The sequence below is a fragment of the Pseudomonas sp. CLCA07 genome, from assembly GCF_053615335.1.
In genome coordinates this window covers 807,501-826,277 of the sequence record NZ_CM132131.1, presented here as the reverse complement: position 1 = coordinate 826,277, position 18,777 = coordinate 807,501, and the positions used below count along the sequence as shown (strand labels likewise).

Here is an 18,777-nt window from a genome sequence, read left to right as displayed (position 1 = left end):
TTGTCGGGCACAGCCTAGCACTGGTTAGGAAGGTCAAGCGGGATTACGGTTCTGCAAGACTGGAAAGCACTTAGTTTGTAGTCCTCCAAGAGTACAAATTAACAAGGCGCCCGTAGCTCAGCTGGATAGAGCATCCGCCTTCTAAGCGGATGGTCGCAGGTTCGAGTCCTGCCGGGTGCGCCATTAGGCAGCTTTGGCACAAGTAGCGCAATATGGTGGGCGTAGCTCAGTTGGTAGAGCACGGGATTGTGACTCCCGTTGTCGAGGGTTCGATCCCCTTCGTCCACCCCATATTTCGAAAGGCGCCAGATTAACAGTCTGGCGCCTTTGCTTTAACGGCTTCAACCGCGGATGTGGTGGAATTGGTAGACACACTGGATTTAGGTTCCAGCGCCGCGAGGCGTAAGAGTTCGAGTCTCTTCATCCGCACCAAATAAAGCTTCACTCATGCCGATTGGCGTGGCTGGGGCTGAACAGAGAAGTTGTTTGGCTTCTTTGGCATGCAATATGGTGGGCGTAGCTCAGTTGGTAGAGCACGGGATTGTGACTCCCGTTGTCGAGGGTTCGATCCCCTTCGTCCACCCCATATTTCGAGAGGCGCCAGATTTAACAGTCTGGCGCCTTTTTTGTTTCGGCGGTTCGAGTGATTGGCGGCTGCAGGTTTTGGGTCGCAGGGGCAGGGCGTTTCGTCGTATTTTTGTTTCTCGATGATGCCGCGCTGCCCGCCGGCCTTGCTCGCAAGATCGGCTGTCAGGGAGATGATTGGCAACCGCTTCTATATAGAAGGGTTGGCGCAGGGCCCTGGCGTGATTGGCTGTATTTGCCATCGGGGCGAGGTGCATTCGTGCATTCGCACCTATAAATTGCCTGCTGCGTTTTTACCCGTTTTCAGTAGGGTGACTTCTTGAGTTTGACCCACTAGAATGCATGCCCTTGATTCTGGGGTCGGAAACGGCCGGCTAACGTCTGTGCAACGAGGAATATCCATGCAAGTTTCTGTTGAAAATACTACTGCTCTTGAGCGCCGCATGAGCGTCACCGTGCCGGCTGAGCGCATCGAGAGCCAGGTCAACAAGCGTCTGCAGCAGACCGCCCAAAAGGCCAAGATTGCTGGCTTCCGTCCAGGCAAAGTGCCAATGAGCGAAATCAAGCGCCGTTTCGGTGCTGATGCGCGTCAAGAAGCCGTGGGCGATGTGATCCAGTCTTCTTTCTACGAAGCTGTGGTTGAGCAAAAGCTGAACCCGGCTGGTTCGCCTTCGATCGAGCCTAAATCCCTGGAAGCGGGCAAGGACCTGGAATACGTCGCCGTATTCGAAGTGTTCCCTGAGTTCACCGTTGCCGGTTTCGAAGGTATCACCGTAGAGCGCCTGAGCGCTGACGTGGCTGATGCCGATCTGGACAAAATGCTGGAAGTTCTGCGCAAGCAGAACACCCGTTTCGAAGTGGCCGATCGCGCTGCCCAGAACGAAGATCAGCTGAACATCGATTTCGTCGGCAAGGTTGACGGTGAAGTGTTCGCTGGCGGTTCCGCCAAAGGCACTCAGCTGGTATTGGGTTCCGGCCGCATGATCCCTGGCTTCGAAGACGGTCTGGTTGGCGCTAAAGCCGGCGAAGAACGTGTTCTGAGCCTGACCTTCCCGGCTGACTATCAGAACCTCGACCTGGCCGGCAAAACTGCCGAGTTCACCGTTACCGTGAACACTGTTTCCGAGCCAAAACTGCCAGAACTGACCGAAGAATTCTTCGCTCAATTCGGCATCAAGGAAACGGGTCTGGAAGGCTTCCGCACCGAAGTTCGCAAGAACATGGAGCGCGAACTGCGTCAGGCGATCAAATCCAAGGTCAAGAATCAGGTAATGGACGGTCTGCTGGCCACCAACCCGATCGAAGTGCCTAAGGCTCTGCTGTCCAACGAAGTTGACCGTCTGCGCGTGCAAGCTGTTCAGCAGTTCGGCGGCAACATCAAGCCTGACCAACTGCCGGCCGAGCTGTTTGAAGAACAAGCCAAGCGCCGCGTTGTGCTGGGGCTGATCGTGGCTGAAGTGGTCAAGCAATTCGACCTCAAGCCTGACGAAACCCGCGTTCGCGAAATGATTCAGGAAATGGCTTCGGCCTACCAAGAGCCTGAGCAGGTCGTGTCCTGGTACTACAAGAATGACCAGCAGCTGAACGAAGTGCGTTCGGTTGTGCTGGAAGAGCAAGTTGTGGATACTGTTCTGCAGAAAGCTAGTGTGACCGACAAATCGGTCTCTTACGAAGAAGCAGTCAAGCCGGTAGAAGCTCCACAAGCCGACTGATCGTTTTTGCGCTAAGAAGTAATCACCATAAGCCAGCCTTCGTGCTGGCTTATGCGTATTCAAGACATAACTATTTGGGAGTGACTGCAGAGCATGTTCCGTAATTCGTATATTCAGCAGAACTCTGATATCCAGGCCGCAGGCGGCCTGGTCCCGATGGTTGTCGAGCAATCTGCTCGTGGCGAGCGCGCCTATGACATCTACTCGCGCCTTCTCAAGGAACGAGTGATCTTTCTGGTTGGTCCGGTAGAGGACTACATGGCCAACCTGATCTGTGCGCAACTGCTGTTCCTTGAAGCGGAAAACCCGGACAAGGACATCCATCTCTATATCAACTCCCCGGGCGGTTCGGTGACGGCGGGTATGTCGATCTACGACACCATGCAGTTCATCAAGCCAAACGTGTCGACCACCTGTATCGGTCAAGCGTGCAGCATGGGCGCGTTTCTTCTGACGGCCGGTGCCGCCGGCAAGCGTTACTGCCTGCCGAATTCGCGTGTGATGATTCACCAGCCTCTGGGTGGTTTCCAGGGCCAGGCCTCGGATATCGAAATCCATGCCAAGGAAATCCTCTTCATTCGTGAGCGTCTCAACACGCTGATGGCCCAGCACAGCGGGCACACTCTTGAAGAAATCGAGCGCGATACCAATCGCGACAACTTCATGAGTGCAGAAGCTGCGCGTGAGTACGGGTTGATCGATGAAGTGATCAGCCAGCGCCCGGCTTAAAAATAAGCAGCTCAAAATAGGGTTGGTCGGCTGGTCTGATCACCGGCGGGCTTGAAAAAGCCCGCAATAGCCTTCATCTTGTGTTGCAAGCCTATCGGATTTGGATCGAACGAATGACTGACACCCGCAACGGCGAGGACAACGGCAAGCTGCTCTATTGCTCCTTCTGTGGCAAAAGCCAGCATGAAGTGCGCAAATTGATTGCCGGCCCCTCGGTCTTTATCTGCGACGAGTGCGTCGACCTGTGCAATGACATCATCCGTGAGGAGGTGCAGGAAGCCCAGGCCGAAAGCAGCGCGCATAAATTGCCTTCGCCTAAAGAAATCAGCGGCATCCTTGATCAGTACGTGATTGGTCAGGAGCGTGCGAAAAAGGTTCTGGCAGTAGCGGTGTACAACCACTACAAGCGCCTGAACCAGCGTGACAAAAAGAATGACGACGTCGAACTCGGCAAGAGCAACATCTTGCTGATCGGCCCGACAGGCTCGGGTAAAACCCTGCTTGCCGAAACACTGGCTCGTTTGCTGAACGTTCCGTTCACCATTGCCGACGCAACCACCCTCACCGAGGCGGGTTATGTGGGTGAAGATGTCGAGAACATCATTCAGAAGCTGTTGCAGAAGTGCGATTACGACGTAGAAAAAGCCCAGATGGGCATTGTCTATATCGATGAGATCGACAAGATCTCGCGCAAGTCTGACAACCCGTCGATCACCCGGGACGTTTCCGGTGAAGGCGTGCAGCAGGCCCTGCTCAAGTTGATCGAAGGCACGGTCGCTTCCGTACCACCTCAAGGTGGTCGCAAGCATCCGCAGCAGGAATTCCTTCAGGTCGACACCCGTAACATTCTGTTCATCTGCGGTGGTGCGTTCTCCGGTCTGGAAAAGGTTATTCAAAACCGTTCCACCAAGGGCGGCATTGGTTTCAACGCGGAAGTGCGCAGCAAGGAAGAAGGCAAGAAAGTCGGTGAGTCCCTGCGTGAAGTCGAGCCTGACGATCTGGTCAAGTTCGGTCTGATCCCGGAATTCGTTGGTCGTCTGCCGGTACTTGCCACGCTGGACGAGCTTGATGAGGCTGCATTGATGCAGATTCTCACCGAGCCGAAAAATGCCCTGACCAAGCAGTACGCCAAGTTGTTCGAGATGGAAGGCGTGGACCTGGAATTCCGGGCCGACGCACTGAAATCGGTCGCCAAACGTGCCCTGGAACGCAAGACCGGTGCCCGTGGACTGCGTTCGATTCTCGAAGGCGTGTTGCTCGACACTATGTATGAAATCCCCTCGCAGTCCGAGGTGAGTAAAGTAGTGATCGACGAAAGCGTTATAGAAGGCAAGTCCAAGCCACTGTATATCTACGAAAACAGTGAGCCTGCTGCCAAGGCCGCGCCAGACGCCTAAGCGTCACGCAGCTGGAACAAAGAAGGGGCCTTCGGGCCCCTTTGCTTTTACTGCCTTTTATCCCTGTCTTTGCGCTTGTTTTTTTTGAAGGCAGCCCCCATCTTGGTTTCAAGCTTACTTCCATCTGTTTACGGCCTTATGGCCGCCGTAGAGGCGAAATCATGAAGACAACCATCGAATTGCCTCTCCTGCCATTGCGTGATGTTGTGGTTTATCCGCACATGGTTATCCCGCTGTTCGTGGGGCGCGAGAAATCCATCGAAGCCCTCGAGGCTGCGATGACGGGCGACAAGCAGATCCTTCTGCTGGCTCAGAGAAACCCTGCTGACGACGATCCCGGTGAAGATGCACTTTATCGCGTAGGTACTATTGCGACCGTTCTGCAGCTGCTCAAGCTGCCTGACGGCACGGTCAAGGTTTTGGTCGAAGGCGAGCAGCGGGGCGCCGTGGAGCGCTTCAGCGAAGTGGACGGCCACTGCCGTGCCGAAGTCTCGTTGATTGACGAAGTCGACGCGCCTGAGCGCGAGTCGGAAGTGTTTGTGCGTAGCCTGCTGGCTCAGTTCGAACAATATGTGCAGCTGGGCAAGAAAGTCCCGGCTGAAGTCCTGTCGTCGCTCAACAGCATCGACGAGCCAGGCCGCCTGGTCGACACCATGGCCGCGCACATGGCCCTGAAAATCGAGCAGAAGCAGGAAATTCTCGAAATCATCGATTTGTCGGCCCGGGTCGAGCACGTTCTGGCGCTGCTGGATGCCGAGATCGACCTGCTGCAAGTCGAAAAACGCATTCGCGGTCGTGTCAAAAAACAAATGGAGCGCAGTCAGCGCGAGTACTACCTGAATGAGCAGATGAAGGCCATTCAGAAGGAGCTCGGCGACAGCGACGAAGGTCACAACGAAATCGAAGAGCTGAAAAAGCGCATCGATGCCGCTGGCCTGCCGAAAGATGCCTTGGCCAAAGCCCAAGGCGAATTGAACAAGCTTAAACAGATGTCACCAATGTCCGCGGAAGCGACCGTGGTGCGTTCGTACATCGACTGGCTGGTTCAGGTGCCGTGGAAGGCCCAGAGCAAAGTCCGTCTGGACCTTGCGCGCGCTGAAGACATTCTCGACGCCGACCACTACGGTCTGGAAGAAGTCAAAGAACGGATCCTCGAATACCTCGCCGTGCAAAAACGCGTGAAGAAAATTCGTGGCCCGGTGTTGTGTCTGGTCGGTCCTCCGGGTGTGGGTAAAACCTCGCTGGCAGAGTCGATTGCTCACGCCACCAACCGCAAATTCGTGCGTATGGCCCTCGGTGGCGTGCGTGACGAAGCTGAAATCCGTGGTCATCGCCGTACTTACATCGGTTCGATGCCGGGTAGATTGATTCAAAAGATGACAAAAGTCGGCGTCCGCAACCCGCTGTTCCTGCTCGATGAAATCGACAAAATGGGCAGCGACATGCGTGGCGATCCGGCGTCGGCGTTGCTGGAAGTGCTCGACCCCGAGCAGAACCACAACTTCAACGATCACTACCTGGAAGTCGATTACGACCTGTCCGATGTGATGTTCCTGTGCACCTCGAACTCCATGAACATCCCGCCGGCATTGCTGGACCGGATGGAAGTGATTCGCCTGCCGGGTTACACCGAAGACGAGAAAATCAACATCGCCGTCAAGTACCTCTCGCCCAAGCAGATTACTGCCAACGGCTTGAAGAAAGGCGAGCTGGAATTCGACGCCGAAGCGATCCGCGACATCATCCGCTACTACACCCGCGAAGCCGGTGTGCGTGGGCTGGAACGCCAGATTGCCAAGGTGTGCCGCAAGGCGGTCAAAGAACATGCAATGGAAAAACGCTTCTCGGTGAAAGTCACTGCCGAGATGCTCGAGCACTTCCTGGGCGTACGTAAATTCCGCTACGGGCTGGCCGAATCGCAGGATCAGATCGGTCAGGTGACCGGGCTGGCGTGGACGCAAGTGGGCGGCGAATTGCTGACCATCGAAGCCGCTGTAGTACCGGGTAAAGGCCAGTTGATCAAGACCGGTTCCCTGGGTGATGTGATGGTCGAATCGATCACCGCAGCGCTGACCGTTGTCCGCAGCCGTGCGAAGAGTCTGGGGATCCCTCTGGACTTCCACGAGAAGCGCGACACGCATATCCATATGCCGGAAGGGGCGACCCCGAAAGACGGCCCTAGCGCCGGTGTAGGCATGTGCACGGCCCTGGTATCGGCATTGACCGGGATTCCGGTGCGTGCAGACGTTGCCATGACGGGTGAAATCACCCTGCGTGGTCAGGTGCTGGCGATTGGCGGCTTGAAAGAAAAACTGCTCGCGGCTCACCGTGGCGGGATCAAGACCGTGATCATTCCTGAAGAGAACGTACGCGATCTGAAGGAAATTCCGGACAATATCAAGCAAGATCTGCAGATTAAACCGGTTAAATGGATTGACGAAGTCCTGCAAATTGCGCTGCAATACGCGCCGGAGCCCTTGCCTGACGTGGTTCCAGAGATCGTTGCTAAGGATGAAAAACGCGAGTCTGACTCTAAGGAAAGAATTAGCACGCATTAGTACGTATTTGCCTGGGGGGCTTCCTTGACAGCTTTTTAGAGCCCTTGTTATAAAGCGGCTCTTATAGTGTCTGTAGGCCATTCAGCACTCGTTTTTTGCTTTCACCAAAAAAACTTAGAATCATACTCAAATAGATATAAGGGGACTTAGAGTGAACAAGTCGGAACTGATTGATGCTATCGCTGCATCCGCTGATATCCCGAAAGCTGCTGCTGGCCGTGCGCTGGACGCTGTAATCGAATCCGTCACTGGCGCTCTCAAGGCTGGCGACTCTGTTGTTCTGGTTGGTTTCGGTACCTTCTCCGTGACTGATCGTCCAGCTCGTATTGGTCGTAACCCTCAGACCGGTAAGACACTGGAAATCGCAGCAGCCAAAAAACCAGGTTTCAAAGCCGGTAAAGCACTGAAAGAAGCTGTCAACTAAGTTCGATTCAGGTTTTTGCCTATCCGGGTCAGGGTCATGCCTGACCTGGCAGCGGAGCGGTAGTCCAGTCGGCAAGTTGCCGGTCCGAGACACCGAGGGTCGCATGTTCGACCTTTCGATCCGCTCCGCCAGTTACGAGAAGGCGCATCCCCGGATGCGCCTTTCTTCTATCCGGATTCTACCCACGCTCCACGGTTGCCTAATTTTGAAGTTCAACCGTTTCTGGGGGACGCATGCTGCAGAATATCAGGGACAATTCACAAGGCTGGATTGCCAAGACCATTATCGGAGTCATCGTTGCACTGATGGCTTTGACCGGTTTCGACGCCATTTTTCAGGCCACTACGCACAGCAATGATGCGGCCAAGGTCAATGGTGAAGAAATCACCCAGAACGAGCTGAGCCAGGCGGTTGATATGCAACGCCGTCAACTCATGCAACAGCTGGGCAAAGATTTCGATGCTTCCTTGCTCGATGAAAAAATGCTGCGCGAATCGGCCCTCAAAGGCTTGATCGATCGCAAATTGCTGCTGCAAGGCGCACAAAACTCGAAATTCGCTTTCTCTGAAGCCGCTCTCGACCAGGTGATCCTGCAGACGCCTGAATTCCAGGTCGACGGCAAGTTCAGCCCTGAGCGTTTCGATCAGGTGATCCGCCAACTCGGTTACAGCCGTATGCAGTTCCGCCAGATGCTGGCTCAGGAAATGCTGATTGGTCAGCTGCGCGCTGGCCTGGCCGGTAGCGGTTTCGTCACCGACGCTCAGGTGCTGGCCTTCGCCCGTCTGGAAAAGCAGACCCGCGATTTCGCTTCCCTGAATGTCAAGGTTGACCCGGCGTCTGTAAAGCTGACTGACGAAGAAGTCAAAGCCTACTACGACGAACACGCCAAGGAATTCATGACGCCGGATCAGGTGATCATCGATTACCTGGAATTGAAGAAGGCTTCCTTCTTCGATCAGGTCGCCGTCAAGGACGAAGACCTGCAAGCGGCGTATCAGAAAGAAATCGCGAACCTGTCCGAACAACGTCGGGCTGCGCACATTCTGATCGAAGTGAACGACAAAATGACCGAGGCGCAAGCCAAGGCCAAGATCGAAGAAGTGCAGGCACGTCTGGCCAAAGGCGAGAAATTCGATGCGCTGGCCAAAGAGTTCTCCCAGGACCCGGGTTCGGCCAACAACGGCGGTGACCTCGGCTACGCAGGTCCTGGTGTCTACGACCCGGCCTTCGAAACAGCCCTGTATTCGCTGGCCAAGGATCAAGTCTCCGAGCCGGTTCGTACCGACTTCGGTTTCCACCTGATCAAGCTGTTGGGTGTGGAAGCACCTGAAGTGCCGACGTTTGCCAGCCTCAAAGACAAGCTGACCCGAGAGCTGAAAACCCAGCAGGTCGAGCAGCGTTTCGTCGAAGCGACCAAGCAACTGGAAGATGCCTCGTTCGAAGCATCCGATCTGGCCCAGCCGGCGCAAGACCTGAAACTGACCGTTCACACCTCCAAGCCATTCGGTCGTGAAGGTGGTGAGGGGATTGCGGCAAACCGTGCGGTGATTACTGCTGCGTTCAGTCCTGAAGTGCTGGATGAAGGTGCCAACAGCACCGCCATCGAACTCGATCCGGAAACCGTGATTGTGTTGCGCGCCAAGGAACACCTGAAACCAGCACAACTGCCGCTGGAAAGCGTAAACGTCGCCATCCGCACGCAATTGGCCAAGGAGCACGCCAGCTCTGCCGCCAAGACCAAGGCTGAACAGTTAATTGCCAGCTTGCGTGACGGCAAGACCCCGCTGAACACGGCGATTGATGGCCAGAGCTGGAAAGTGACCGAAGCGGCTACCCGCGCTCAGGAAGGGGTTGACCCAACCGTGCTGCAAGCGCTGTTCCGGATGCCCAAGCCAGCCGCCAAAGACAAACCGACCTTCAGCAACGTGACCTTGGCCGATGGTAGTCTGGTGATCGTACGTTTGAACAACGTGAACGAAGCGGCCGCGCCGACCGAAGAAGAGAAGGCTCAATACCGTCGCTTCCTCGCCTCACGCATTGGCCAGCAAGACTTCGCGGCTTACCGCAAACAGCTGGAAAGCGAAGCTGATATCCAGCGTTATTGATGCCTGATTGAGCGCGTCGCGACACAAAGACCCTGGCCGAAAGGCCGGGGTTTTTTGTGTCTGAAAGGAGCGCGAAACGGTTATCCGTCGCCGAAAGCGGGCGTGGAGCGACCTTTTCGCGTCAATGGCAGTCTTTACACTTGTAACTGTTTTAAGACACTAATCGATGCGCCGCTGAGCATCGATCTGTTGCACAATACGCCCCGAACCGTTTTCCTCAGGATGTTCAATGTTTAAATCAATTCCCATGCGTCTCGTCGGGCTGGCACTGGTGCTCGCCGCTGCCGGCTGCTCGTCCAAAAAAGCCGCGATCTATGAGCATGAGAACTTCGCCGACTCCGGCACCTTTTCGCGCAACTACCCCGTGACCGATGCGAAGACCTGCGAAGCGGCACGCCGTGCCTTGCTCAGCCAGGGTTACATCATTACCAGCAGCGACCCCAAGCTGATCAGCGGGCACAAGAGTTTCCAGCAGACAGGCGAGACGCACATGGAGATCAGTTTCAGTGTGGTCTGTGCCGATGACGGCAGCGACGGGCATCACGCGACCATGTTCGCCAACGCCTTGCAGGACCGTTATGCGCTGAAGAAAACCAATAACTCCGCCAGTCTGGGCGTCGGTGTGTTGGGCTCGGTATCGATGCCGATCGGCTCGTCCGACGATTCGATGGTCAAGGTCGCCAGCGAAACCGTTTCCTCGGCCAAGTTCTACGAGCGTTTTTTCACTCTGGTCGAATTGTTCCTGCCACCGGAAGCGAAGAAAGCGGCGCACATCGTCGAGAAGCCGAAAACCGATCTGGGCGTGCCTGAAGCCAAAGCGGCATCTGCACCTGCACCAACCCCGGCAGCTGCGGTAGAACCAACGCCAGCCCCAGCCCCGGCTGCCGAACCTGCCCCCGCCCCAGTAGCCGCGGAACCGCTTGCACCACCGGCTGAAACCGCGCCGATTACCCCTGCGCAAATTAGCGAACCGGTACCAGCCTTAGAAGCGATCACACCGCCACCGCAGTCGGACTTGCCGCCGCCAAGCGAGCCAATTCCAGCCATGCCGGTTTCTGGTCAGTAATCGATTCCCGTCGGGGTCGGGTCAAACGACACTGATCCCGTAGGCGCTTTACGTTGATCTGCATCAGCCAGGCCGTAGTCCTACAGCCTCTATCGAAAAAAACCGGTGATAAATTCCTGACCGCCTGCTACGTTTTATTAAGTAGCCGTTGAGCGGTGCGCCTGTGTCATTTTTCTTTCACAGGAGCACTTTATGCTCGGGGCGTTGGTCATTTATTCAGGCATTTTTAAACGAGCGCTGGGGGATTCAAAAATGGACGATTATCAAGAAGAGCTGCTCGAGTATCAGGCGTTTGAACTGGACCCGCTGGAACCCGCCGAAGACGCTACCGAGCTGTAAGCGTCAAGCGGATTGGCGATGACTGCGGCGAAACTCGCCGGGTGTCTGGCCATTCCAGCGTTTGAAGGCCCGTTGGAAGGCTTCAGCTGAAGCGAAACCCAACAGGTAGGCGATTTCTCCGAACGCCAGTTCGGTATCGCGGATGTACGTCATGGCCAAGTCGCGACGGGTGTCGTTGAGAATCGCGCGAAATTGCGTGCCTTCTTCGGCGAGTTTGCGGCGCAAGGTCCAGGTGGGCAGCTTCAGGCGTGCCGCCACTTCCTCAAGGTCGGGTTCCCGACCACCATTGAGTAATGGCCCCAGTAACTGAGTGATGCGTTCACGCAGACTACGGGTGCGTGTCAGTTGCTCCAGTTCCCGTTCGCAGAGTTGCAGCAAATGCCTCCAGGTACTCGGGCAGTGCACCGGGTTGCGTTGGGCGAGGCTGGTCAGGCTCAGACGCAGTTGGTTGTGCTCGGCGCCAAACTGGATCGGGCAATCGCCCAGCAGGGCATACGCTTCGCGGTAATCCGGCACCTCAAATTCAATCTCGATGCGCTCAGCGCGTAGCGGGGCAGCGCTTAGGCTGGACAATTGCTGCAACCATCCGGCGATGATCGAGTCCACCACAAAGCGGTTATAGGCGTTGTACGGGCTGATGGAGTAGAAGCGCAGCCACGCGCCCTGAGCGTCCTCATGAAAACTCGACTGCCCGCGATAGTTGGAGCCGTACAAGGCTTCGAAGCGAATCAGGCAACGCGCAGCTTCTCGAACCGTCGGCGCCTGGGCGGCCGTGACACCAGCCAGGCCGGCTTGGCTCAGACGACTGAGTTGGCCCATGCGCAAACCCAGTGCCGGGTCATCCGTCAGTTGAATCGCCCCATGGCCTAAGCGCATGTAGCGCGGGATCGACAGCCGGGCACCGGGCTCCGCTAACCGGGCAGCATCCAGGCCGTATTGAGCGAGCAATGGTTGCGGGTCTACGCCGTGGCTGTGCACCGCATCGGCCAGGCTGTGTACGAAACCCACCGACAAATCCCCGAGGCGCATCGGCGACGGTTTCATGGCTTACAACCAGAGGTTCAGCAACCGCGCGCCACGGGCATTGCCGTCGGCGAACTGTTGACCGTTGTTGCTGAGAAAACTTTGTCCGGCGCTGCCCTGATCCCAGAACTGGCCGCGCAGGAACACACTCATACCGGCGATGGCCTGGCTGCTCGGCGGTTGTGCGGTCAAGGTCAGGCGATGCCAGGCCTGACCTTCACTCAGTTCGCCGGGTTTGAGGCTGACGGATTTGGGTGTCGGCAATCCTCGGTAACCACGCCACGGTTTATCCCAGGTATCGCGGCCGACGACGAAAGCCGGAACCGCCACCAGTTGCACACCCTGATCGTCGAGCTTGCGGTAATTCTCCGGGTACCAACTGTCGCTGCCGATCAGCACGCCCAAGCGTCCGGCTGGCGTATCGATGACGTTGAGTGCCTGTTGGTCATTGGCTTTGAAGGCGTCTTGCTCCTCAAACACCGGGTGCATCTGACGTTGAGGCTGGCCAATCGGCAGGCCATCGCGACCAAAGATCACGCTGCTGTTGTACAGCGCGCCGCGCCCGATTTTCAGCCTGCCGTCGATGACACTGGGCTCCGGAAGCACGATGGTGCCTGCCACCAGTGTCACGTGAAATTCTTTCGCCAGCCCGCCGAACAGTGCCTGGTAATTCTTGGCCATGCCTTTGGCCTTCATCCGCAAATGGGCGTCGTCTAGACGGCTGCCGCCCTCGGCGCTGATCAACGCGCGAACGAACTGCAAAGGATTGCTCGCCGCCAGCCAGTTCATGGCTTCCTTGATTGTCGTGGCCTGGTACAGCTCGTCTTTTTCGCCGCTGACCATCAGCCAGGTACCGACATGTTCGGGCAGTACGACGATGGTCTTGTCATTCAGCAGACCCTGGTCTAGGGCCTTCTGCAAATAGGCCGCGAGTTTGCGATGCAAACGCTCGGGGCTTTGATAGTCGGTAGGGAACAGCTCGGGCTGGATGCCCAGCAGGTTACCGCGATCAGCGGGCGTGCCTTGATCGATGGCCAGGTTGATGCGCAGGTCCGACAGGTAATGGCCCACGGGACGATCCGCGGCCCACATGGCGTAGGTTGTCAGGGCGGCAATGATCGCCATGGAAAAGGTCAGGTAAAGAAGTTTGCGCATGGGGGAGCAGTCGACGGCCATATGCAGGCATGGCTTTGCATTGGGATTTGGGTCGAGGATAAAGCGAATCAAGGAGTTAGTGGTTGAATTTCTTTTTTTCCTGGTTTGTTTTTCCGCTTGAGGCTGATTTTTTTCCTCAGAAGCGCAACTGCTACGGATATTCGAGAGCCTATTGGGCACATGTGTGGGGACGCGACTCGATGATGTTTCACAACATCAGACGCAACGTTTCGAATAACTGACGATCTTCTTTTTTGGCCGAGCGCGCATGACGCCGAATGACCTGCAGCAGGCAGTCGGTGAAGCACAATGCCGGATTGCTGAGTGCACCACTGCGGCGTGTCACGATGCTCAACTGTCGCGGTTCGAACTGTTCAGCCAGCCCCAAGGAAACCACCCGACCGAGGAAGGGCGGGGCAATACTGACAATGGACGGCCCCCAAGTGCACATGTCGGCCCGTTCGACCATCATCTGCAAAATCGCCAGTGAGTGGGCACGAACGATGCGGTTTTCATCGATCTGCGCGTTATGTTGCCAGAACAACTCCTGCATCAGTCCATCGTGCCCATCCGGCGCATAGTTCAGCGTCCAGTTTTCCTCCAGCAACTCATGGATCGATCGAGCATCCTGTCGGGCATGGCCCTGACGGACCAGCACCGACGTCTGGTAATCGAGTAGTGTTTCGCAGGCGAACTCTTGGGTTGATTGCGCCGGGTGAAGCTGGCCGATTGCAAAGTCCATGCTGCCATCGCGCAACAGCGGCTGGGCCACGGCCATCAGGCTTTCGAACAGCTCCAGGCGGATTTGCGGCATGCGCTCGCGAAACGCCAGGACTACCTCGGGCAAGAAAGTCAGGGCGATCCACGGCGTGATCCCGACACAGAGTCGGCCCTGAGCCTTGCCGCGCATGTGATCGAGCTCGGTCTGTGCGTGCTCCAGTTGCTTGATCACCAGCCGGGCGTGGGTTAGCAGCACCTTTCCGTATTCGGTGAAGTTCAGGCCGCTGGCGGTTCGGGTGAACAGCGGTAGCTGTTGGCTGGTTTCCAGCTCACGCAGCGCTTTGGTCACGGCGGCCTGGGAAATCTCCAGCGAACGAGCGGCCGCGCGAATGCTGCCGGTTTCGGCGCTGGCAATCAGTGCTTGTAATTGATGCAGTTTCATCTGCTCACCTTGGTGACAACTAATGGTTGTCATCATAACCAAACTGCATCTCCCCAGCCCAGAGCTTGTTCCCTAAGATCCACCCCATCAACCGCTCAGCTCTTGTCGAAGGGGAACAACAATGAATGCCGGCCATGTCCTGCCTGGTATTGCAGCGATGCAAGATGAAATGATCGCGTTGCGTCACAGCTTTCACGCGCATCCCGAACTGGGTTTTGAAGAGTTCGCCACCAGTGAGCGGGTTGCAGAGTGTTTGACCCGCTGGGGTTACCAGGTCAGCACTGGCATCGGCAAGACTGGCGTTGTCGGTACCCTGAAAAATGGCGAGGGCCGGTCCATCGGCCTTCGCGCCGACATGGATGCACTGCCGATTCAGGAGACCACCGGTTTACCCTACGCCAGCCGGATCGACGGAGTCATGCATGCCTGCGGCCATGACGGTCATACGGCCACCCTGTTGACGGCCGCCAGGCACCTGGCGCAGACCCGGGCGTTCAACGGTACGTTGCAACTGATTTTCCAACCGGCCGAAGAAGGACTGGGCGGCGCCAGGAAAATGCTGGAAGAAGGCCTGCTCGAACGGTTCCCCTGTGACGCGATCTTCGCCATGCATAACGTGCCGGGTTACCCCACCGGGCACCTGGGGTTTTACAGCGGACCGTTCATGGCGTCTGCCGACACGGTGACGATCAACATCATCGGTAACGGCGGCCATGGCGCGGTGCCGCACAAAGCGGTCGATCCGGTGCTGGTCTGCTCGTCGATCGTGATCGCACTGCAAAGCATCGTCTCGCGCAACGTCAACCCGCAGGACGTGGCGATAATCACGGTGGGCTCCATTCATGCTGGAAGTGCCTCGAATGTCATCCCGTCCAGCGCACAGATGAGCCTGAGCGTGCGCGCATTGACCCCCGAGATTCGCCAGTTGCTCGAAGTCAGAATCACCGAGTTGGTCAGCGGTCAGGCCGCCAGTTTTGGTGCCCGAGCGGAAATCGATTATCAGCATTGTCATCCAGTGTTGATCAACCATCCCGAGTCCACCGCGTTTGCCCGAGAGGTCGCACGGGATTGGCTGGGCGAAGGGCAATTGATCGACAACCTGCGGCCCTTTACTGCGAGTGAAGACTTCGCCTTCATCCTGGAAAAATGCCCTGGTAGTTACTTGGTGATCGGCAATGGTGACGGCGAGAGCGGCTGTCTGCTGCACAACCCCGGGTACGACTTCAATGACGCTTGCCTGCCGATCGGGGCGAGCTACTGGGTCAAGTTGGTCGAGGGTTATCTGAGTTGAGACGCCGTATTGTCGAGCGTCAGTCTGTACAAAAAACGTCTGCGGTCTGGAGAGGAAGAATAAAAATGAACAAGATGATTGCGGCTGTTTCACTGCTTTGCTTGACGGCATCCAGCCTGGCCGGCGCGGCCGACTGGTCTGGCAAAGTCTTGAAGCTGGGAGTCGACCCCACGTACCCGCCGCTGGAATACAAAAACCAGGACGGCACCCTGACCGGTTTTGGCGTCGACATTGCCGAAGCGCTTTGTGCCGAGCTCAAAGCCCGTTGCATTTGGGTTGAAAGCAGCTGGGACGGGATGATCCCGGCGTTGCTGGCACGCAAGTTCGATGCGGTGGCGTCGTCGATGACCGTGACGCCCAAGCGTCTGGAGCAGATTGCGTTTACCGACAAAGTCTCCAATGCGCCGGCACGGCTGGTGGTCAAGCGTGGATCGGGCCTGCTGCCGACCCTCGAATCGCTCAGGGGCAAGCGCATTGGCGTAGAGCAGGGCTCGACTCAGGAAGCCTATGCCAAAGCCGTCTGGGGTTCGAAAGGTGTAGATGTTCTGTCCTATCAGAATCAGGACCAGGTGTACGCCGATCTAGTGGTGGGACGACTCGATGCCTCGCTGCAGGGCGCCATTCAGGCCAGTCACGGCTTCTTGGGCACGACAGCGGGCAAGGATTATGAGTTTGCCGGCGCGACCCTGGATGATCCCGGCTTTTTCGGCGTCGGTGACGGCATCGGCTTGCGCAAGAGCGATGTCGAGTTGCGCGAGGATTTGAACAAGGCGCTGGCGACCATTCTGGCCAACGGCACGTATGCACGGATCAACAAAAAATATTTCGATTTCGACGTCTACGGCGCTAAGTAACGCCCCTCTCGCAACCTTGTACAGGGCGGTCGACCAGGCTGCTCTGCTTCAGCATCCCCTTCACCTCAACCTAATAAGAACAAGGAGAGTGAAATGCTTCTGGAAGGCTTTGGCCCGCAAATCCTGCTGGGCACCCTGGCCACTATCAAACTGGCACTGTGGTCGTTGTTGATCGCCGTTCTGGCAGGACTGCTCGGCGCCAGTTCCAAGTTGTCCTCCAACCGTTTATTGCAGTCGCTGGCCACCGGTTACACGACGTTGATCCGCAGCATGCCTGACCTGGTGATCATGTTGCTGCTGTTCTTCAGTCTGCAGATGCTGCTCAACCGGATGACCGATTGGCTGGGTGTCAGTCAGATTGACATTGACCCGTTTCTGGCCGGTGTTGTGACCCTCGCCTTCATTTACGGGGCTTACTTCACCGAGACGTTTCGTGGTGCCTTCCAGGCCGTTCCGGCTGGTCAGCTTGAAGCGGCGCGGGCCTACGGCATGACTCGCGGGCAGACCTTTCGCAAGGTGCTGTTCCCGCAAATGCTGCGTCATGCGTTGCCGGGCATTGGCAACAACTGGCAGGTCTTGATCAAGTCCACGGCATTGGTCTCGATCATCGGCCTGACCGATGTGGTCAAGGCCACCCAGGACGCGGGCAAGGGTTCGATGCAGTTCTTTTATTTCACGCTGGTGGGCGGCCTGATCTACCTGGCCATTACCACGGTGTCCAACGGGGTGTTGATGTGGCTTGAGCACCGTTACTCGGTGGGTGTCAGGAAGGCTTCTCTATGACCGGTATTTTCGAAGACTACTGGCAGGCTTACCTGTGGAGTGACGGGCCACACTTTTCCGGGTTGGCAGTGACCTTGTGGCTGCTGATTCTTGCGGTGGTGAGTGGTTTCTTGCTCGCGGTGCCGTTGTCGATTGCCCGCGTCAGCCGTAATCCGCTGCTGCGCTTGCCGGTCTGGTGTTACACCTATGTGTTTCGCGGCACCCCGTTGTACATCCAGCTGCTGTTCTTCTACACCGGGGTGTACAGCCTGCACGTGGTTCGGTCCCAGGACTTTCTCAACGCTTTTTTCCGCGACGGCTTCAACTGCACGGTGTTGGCGTTCGGGCTCAATACCTGTGCCTACATGACCGAGATTTTTGCCGGCTCGATCAGGGCGACGCCCTACGGCGAAATCGAGGCCGCCCGCGCTTATGGGATGAGTCGGTTCACCCTCTATCGCCGGATCGTCCTGCCGTCAGCGTTGCGCCGGGCCCTGCCATTCTTCAGCAATGAAGTGATTCTGATGCTGCATTCCACCTCGGTGGCGTTTACCGCCACGGTGCCTGATTTGCTGAAGATTGCCCGGGACGTCAACTCGGCGACCTACGCCTCGTTCACCGCGTTCGGCATTGCCGGAATGCTGTATGCCGCCAGCGCGTTTTTCCTGATCTGGCTGTTTCGGCGCGGCGAACTGCGTTGGCTGGCCTACCTCAATCCCCGTACGCACTGACCCCATCGGACTTGCTCGCATGTATAAATTGATCGTTGAAGATGTCCATAAAAACTACGGCAACCATGAAGTTCTGAAGGGTGTTTCGCTCAAGGCCAGGGCAGGTGATGTGATCAGCATCATCGGCTCCTCCGGGTCCGGGAAAAGTACTTTTTTGCGTTGTATCAATCATCTGGAGCAGCCTTCGGCGGGGCGGATCATCGTCAATTCGCAGGAGCTGCTGACCCGCAAGAACTCAAGGGGCGATTTGTGTGCGCTCGATCCCCGGCAGTTGCAACTCGTGCGCAGCCAGTTGTCGATGGTGTTTCAGCATTTCAATCTGTGGAGCCACATGACGGTGCTGGAAAACCTCATCGAGTGCCCGATGAGTGTGCTGGGTATCGCTCGGCCGCAAGCATTGGAGCGGGCGCGTCATTACCTCGCCAAGGTCGGTTTGCCAGCAAAGGTCGAGGAGCAGTATCCGGTCCACCTGTCCGGCGGCCAGCAGCAGCGCGTAGCAATTGCCCGCGCGCTGGCGATGGAGCCCCAGGTGATGTTGTTCGATGAGCCGACCTCCGCCCTGGATCCCGAACTGGTGGGCGAGGTGCTCAAAGTCATGCAGCAGCTTGCCGAAGAGGGCAGGACTATGGTGGTCGTTACCCATGAAATGGCTTTTGCCAGGCAGGTTTCGAACCATGTTATTTTTCTGCACCAAGGCCGGGTGGAGGAGCAGGGGGCACCGGGCACGGTGCTGGAACAGCCCCGTAGCGAGCGTTTGCAGCAGTTTTTGGCGGGGAGTCTGAAGTGATGGGGTCAGAAGCCGGAATGGCCCTGCCTTAAAGATGTGAACATCATAGATGTCAGTCAGTTGTTGCCTGGCCCGCATTCAACTTGGTTAATGCTGC

Annotated in this window: 16 protein-coding genes, 4 tRNA genes and 1 pseudogene; 18 read left to right on the top strand and 3 right to left on the bottom strand. The window is 56.9% G+C overall.

Going from position 1 to position 18,777, the window contains the following annotated elements:
- The first annotated feature begins 106 nt into the window (after positions 1 to 106).
- The 12 genes from ACWGZX_RS03815 to ACWGZX_RS03760 all read left to right on the top strand — a co-directional run bounded on the left by ACWGZX_RS03815 (position 107) and on the right by ACWGZX_RS03760 (position 10,915).
- A tRNA-Arg gene (locus ACWGZX_RS03815) sits at positions 107 to 183 on the top strand.
- A 32-nt stretch (positions 184 to 215) separates the two neighbouring features.
- Positions 216 to 291 (top strand) — tRNA-His (locus ACWGZX_RS03810).
- Positions 292 to 347: 56 nt separating this feature from the next.
- A tRNA-Leu gene (locus ACWGZX_RS03805) sits at positions 348 to 432 on the top strand.
- Positions 433 to 510: 78 nt separating this feature from the next.
- A tRNA-His gene (locus ACWGZX_RS03800) sits at positions 511 to 586 on the top strand.
- 400 nt (positions 587 to 986) lie between these two features.
- Positions 987 to 2,297: a trigger factor gene (gene tig / locus ACWGZX_RS03795; protein ID WP_452627350.1), complete on the top strand. Its 1,311-nt coding sequence runs from the start codon at positions 987 to 989 to the stop codon at positions 2,295 to 2,297.
- Positions 2,298 to 2,390: 93 nt separating this feature from the next.
- Positions 2,391 to 3,026 carry an ATP-dependent Clp endopeptidase proteolytic subunit ClpP gene (clpP, locus tag ACWGZX_RS03790; RefSeq protein WP_201118005.1) on the top strand — a complete coding sequence of 212 codons (636 nt, stop codon included), beginning with the start codon at positions 2,391 to 2,393 and terminating at the stop codon, positions 3,024 to 3,026.
- 113 nt (positions 3,027 to 3,139) lie between these two features.
- Positions 3,140 to 4,423 carry an ATP-dependent Clp protease ATP-binding subunit ClpX gene (gene clpX / locus ACWGZX_RS03785; RefSeq protein ID WP_007946893.1) on the top strand — a complete coding sequence of 428 codons (1,284 nt, stop codon included), beginning with the start codon at positions 3,140 to 3,142 and terminating at the stop codon, positions 4,421 to 4,423.
- Between the two features lie 161 nt (positions 4,424 to 4,584).
- Positions 4,585 to 6,981, top strand: a complete 2,397-nt coding sequence (gene lon / locus ACWGZX_RS03780) for an endopeptidase La (protein ID WP_007946894.1) — start codon at positions 4,585 to 4,587, stop codon at positions 6,979 to 6,981.
- Between the two features lie 151 nt (positions 6,982 to 7,132).
- Complete coding sequence (locus ACWGZX_RS03775; RefSeq protein ID WP_002552737.1) at positions 7,133 to 7,405, top strand: HU family DNA-binding protein; 273 nt, start codon at positions 7,133 to 7,135, stop codon at positions 7,403 to 7,405.
- A gap of 233 nt (positions 7,406 to 7,638) precedes the next feature.
- Positions 7,639 to 9,510: a SurA N-terminal domain-containing protein gene (locus ACWGZX_RS03770; protein ID WP_452627349.1), complete on the top strand. Its 1,872-nt coding sequence runs from the start codon at positions 7,639 to 7,641 to the stop codon at positions 9,508 to 9,510.
- Between the two features lie 229 nt (positions 9,511 to 9,739).
- The gene (locus ACWGZX_RS03765) at positions 9,740 to 10,576 is read left to right on the top strand and encodes a DUF2242 domain-containing protein (protein WP_452627348.1); all 837 of its coding nucleotides are present in this window, start codon (positions 9,740 to 9,742) and stop codon (positions 10,574 to 10,576) included.
- 192 nt (positions 10,577 to 10,768) lie between these two features.
- Entirely contained in the window at positions 10,769 to 10,915 is a 147-nt protein-coding gene (locus ACWGZX_RS03760; protein WP_223517417.1) for a hypothetical protein, read from the top strand.
- Between the two features lie 3 nt (positions 10,916 to 10,918).
- Here ACWGZX_RS03760 and ACWGZX_RS03755 read toward each other — a convergent pair whose 3' ends face one another.
- The 3 genes from ACWGZX_RS03755 to ACWGZX_RS03745 form a co-directional block, all read right to left on the bottom strand.
- Positions 10,919 to 11,959, bottom strand: coding sequence for an AraC family transcriptional regulator (locus tag ACWGZX_RS03755; RefSeq protein WP_452627347.1), 1,041 nt, complete (start codon positions 11,957 to 11,959; stop codon positions 10,919 to 10,921).
- A gap of 3 nt (positions 11,960 to 11,962) precedes the next feature.
- A complete protein-coding gene (locus tag ACWGZX_RS03750) occupies positions 11,963 to 13,093 on the bottom strand; it encodes a carbon-nitrogen hydrolase family protein (RefSeq protein ID WP_452627346.1) in 1,131 nt (376 codons plus the stop codon).
- 208 nt (positions 13,094 to 13,301) lie between these two features.
- Positions 13,302 to 14,255 (bottom strand): LysR family transcriptional regulator, encoded by a 954-nt coding sequence (locus tag ACWGZX_RS03745; RefSeq protein ID WP_452627345.1) that lies wholly within the window; start codon positions 14,253 to 14,255, stop codon positions 13,302 to 13,304.
- 121 nt (positions 14,256 to 14,376) lie between these two features.
- On the opposite strand from ACWGZX_RS03745, the gene ACWGZX_RS03740 reads away from it, so the two are divergent.
- The 6 genes and pseudogenes from ACWGZX_RS03740 to ACWGZX_RS03715 all read left to right on the top strand — a co-directional run.
- Positions 14,377 to 15,546: a M20 aminoacylase family protein gene (locus tag ACWGZX_RS03740; protein WP_452627344.1), complete on the top strand. Its 1,170-nt coding sequence runs from the start codon at positions 14,377 to 14,379 to the stop codon at positions 15,544 to 15,546.
- 65 nt (positions 15,547 to 15,611) lie between these two features.
- A complete protein-coding gene (locus tag ACWGZX_RS03735) occupies positions 15,612 to 16,400 on the top strand; it encodes an ABC transporter substrate-binding protein (protein ID WP_452627343.1) in 789 nt (262 codons plus the stop codon).
- A 93-nt stretch (positions 16,401 to 16,493) separates the two neighbouring features.
- A complete protein-coding gene (locus tag ACWGZX_RS03730) occupies positions 16,494 to 17,183 on the top strand; it encodes an ABC transporter permease (protein WP_452627342.1) in 690 nt (229 codons plus the stop codon).
- A complete protein-coding gene (locus ACWGZX_RS03725) occupies positions 17,180 to 17,893 on the top strand; it encodes an ABC transporter permease (RefSeq protein ID WP_452627341.1) in 714 nt (237 codons plus the stop codon). The genes ACWGZX_RS03730 and ACWGZX_RS03725 overlap by 4 nt, the downstream gene beginning before the upstream one ends.
- A gap of 19 nt (positions 17,894 to 17,912) precedes the next feature.
- Positions 17,913 to 18,680, top strand: coding sequence for an ABC transporter ATP-binding protein (locus ACWGZX_RS03720; protein ID WP_452627340.1), 768 nt, complete (start codon positions 17,913 to 17,915; stop codon positions 18,678 to 18,680).
- Between the two features lie 36 nt (positions 18,681 to 18,716).
- A pseudogene (locus tag ACWGZX_RS03715) lies at positions 18,717 to 18,764 on the top strand (hypothetical protein); the annotation flags it as partial.
- Positions 18,765 to 18,777 lie beyond the last annotated feature (13 nt).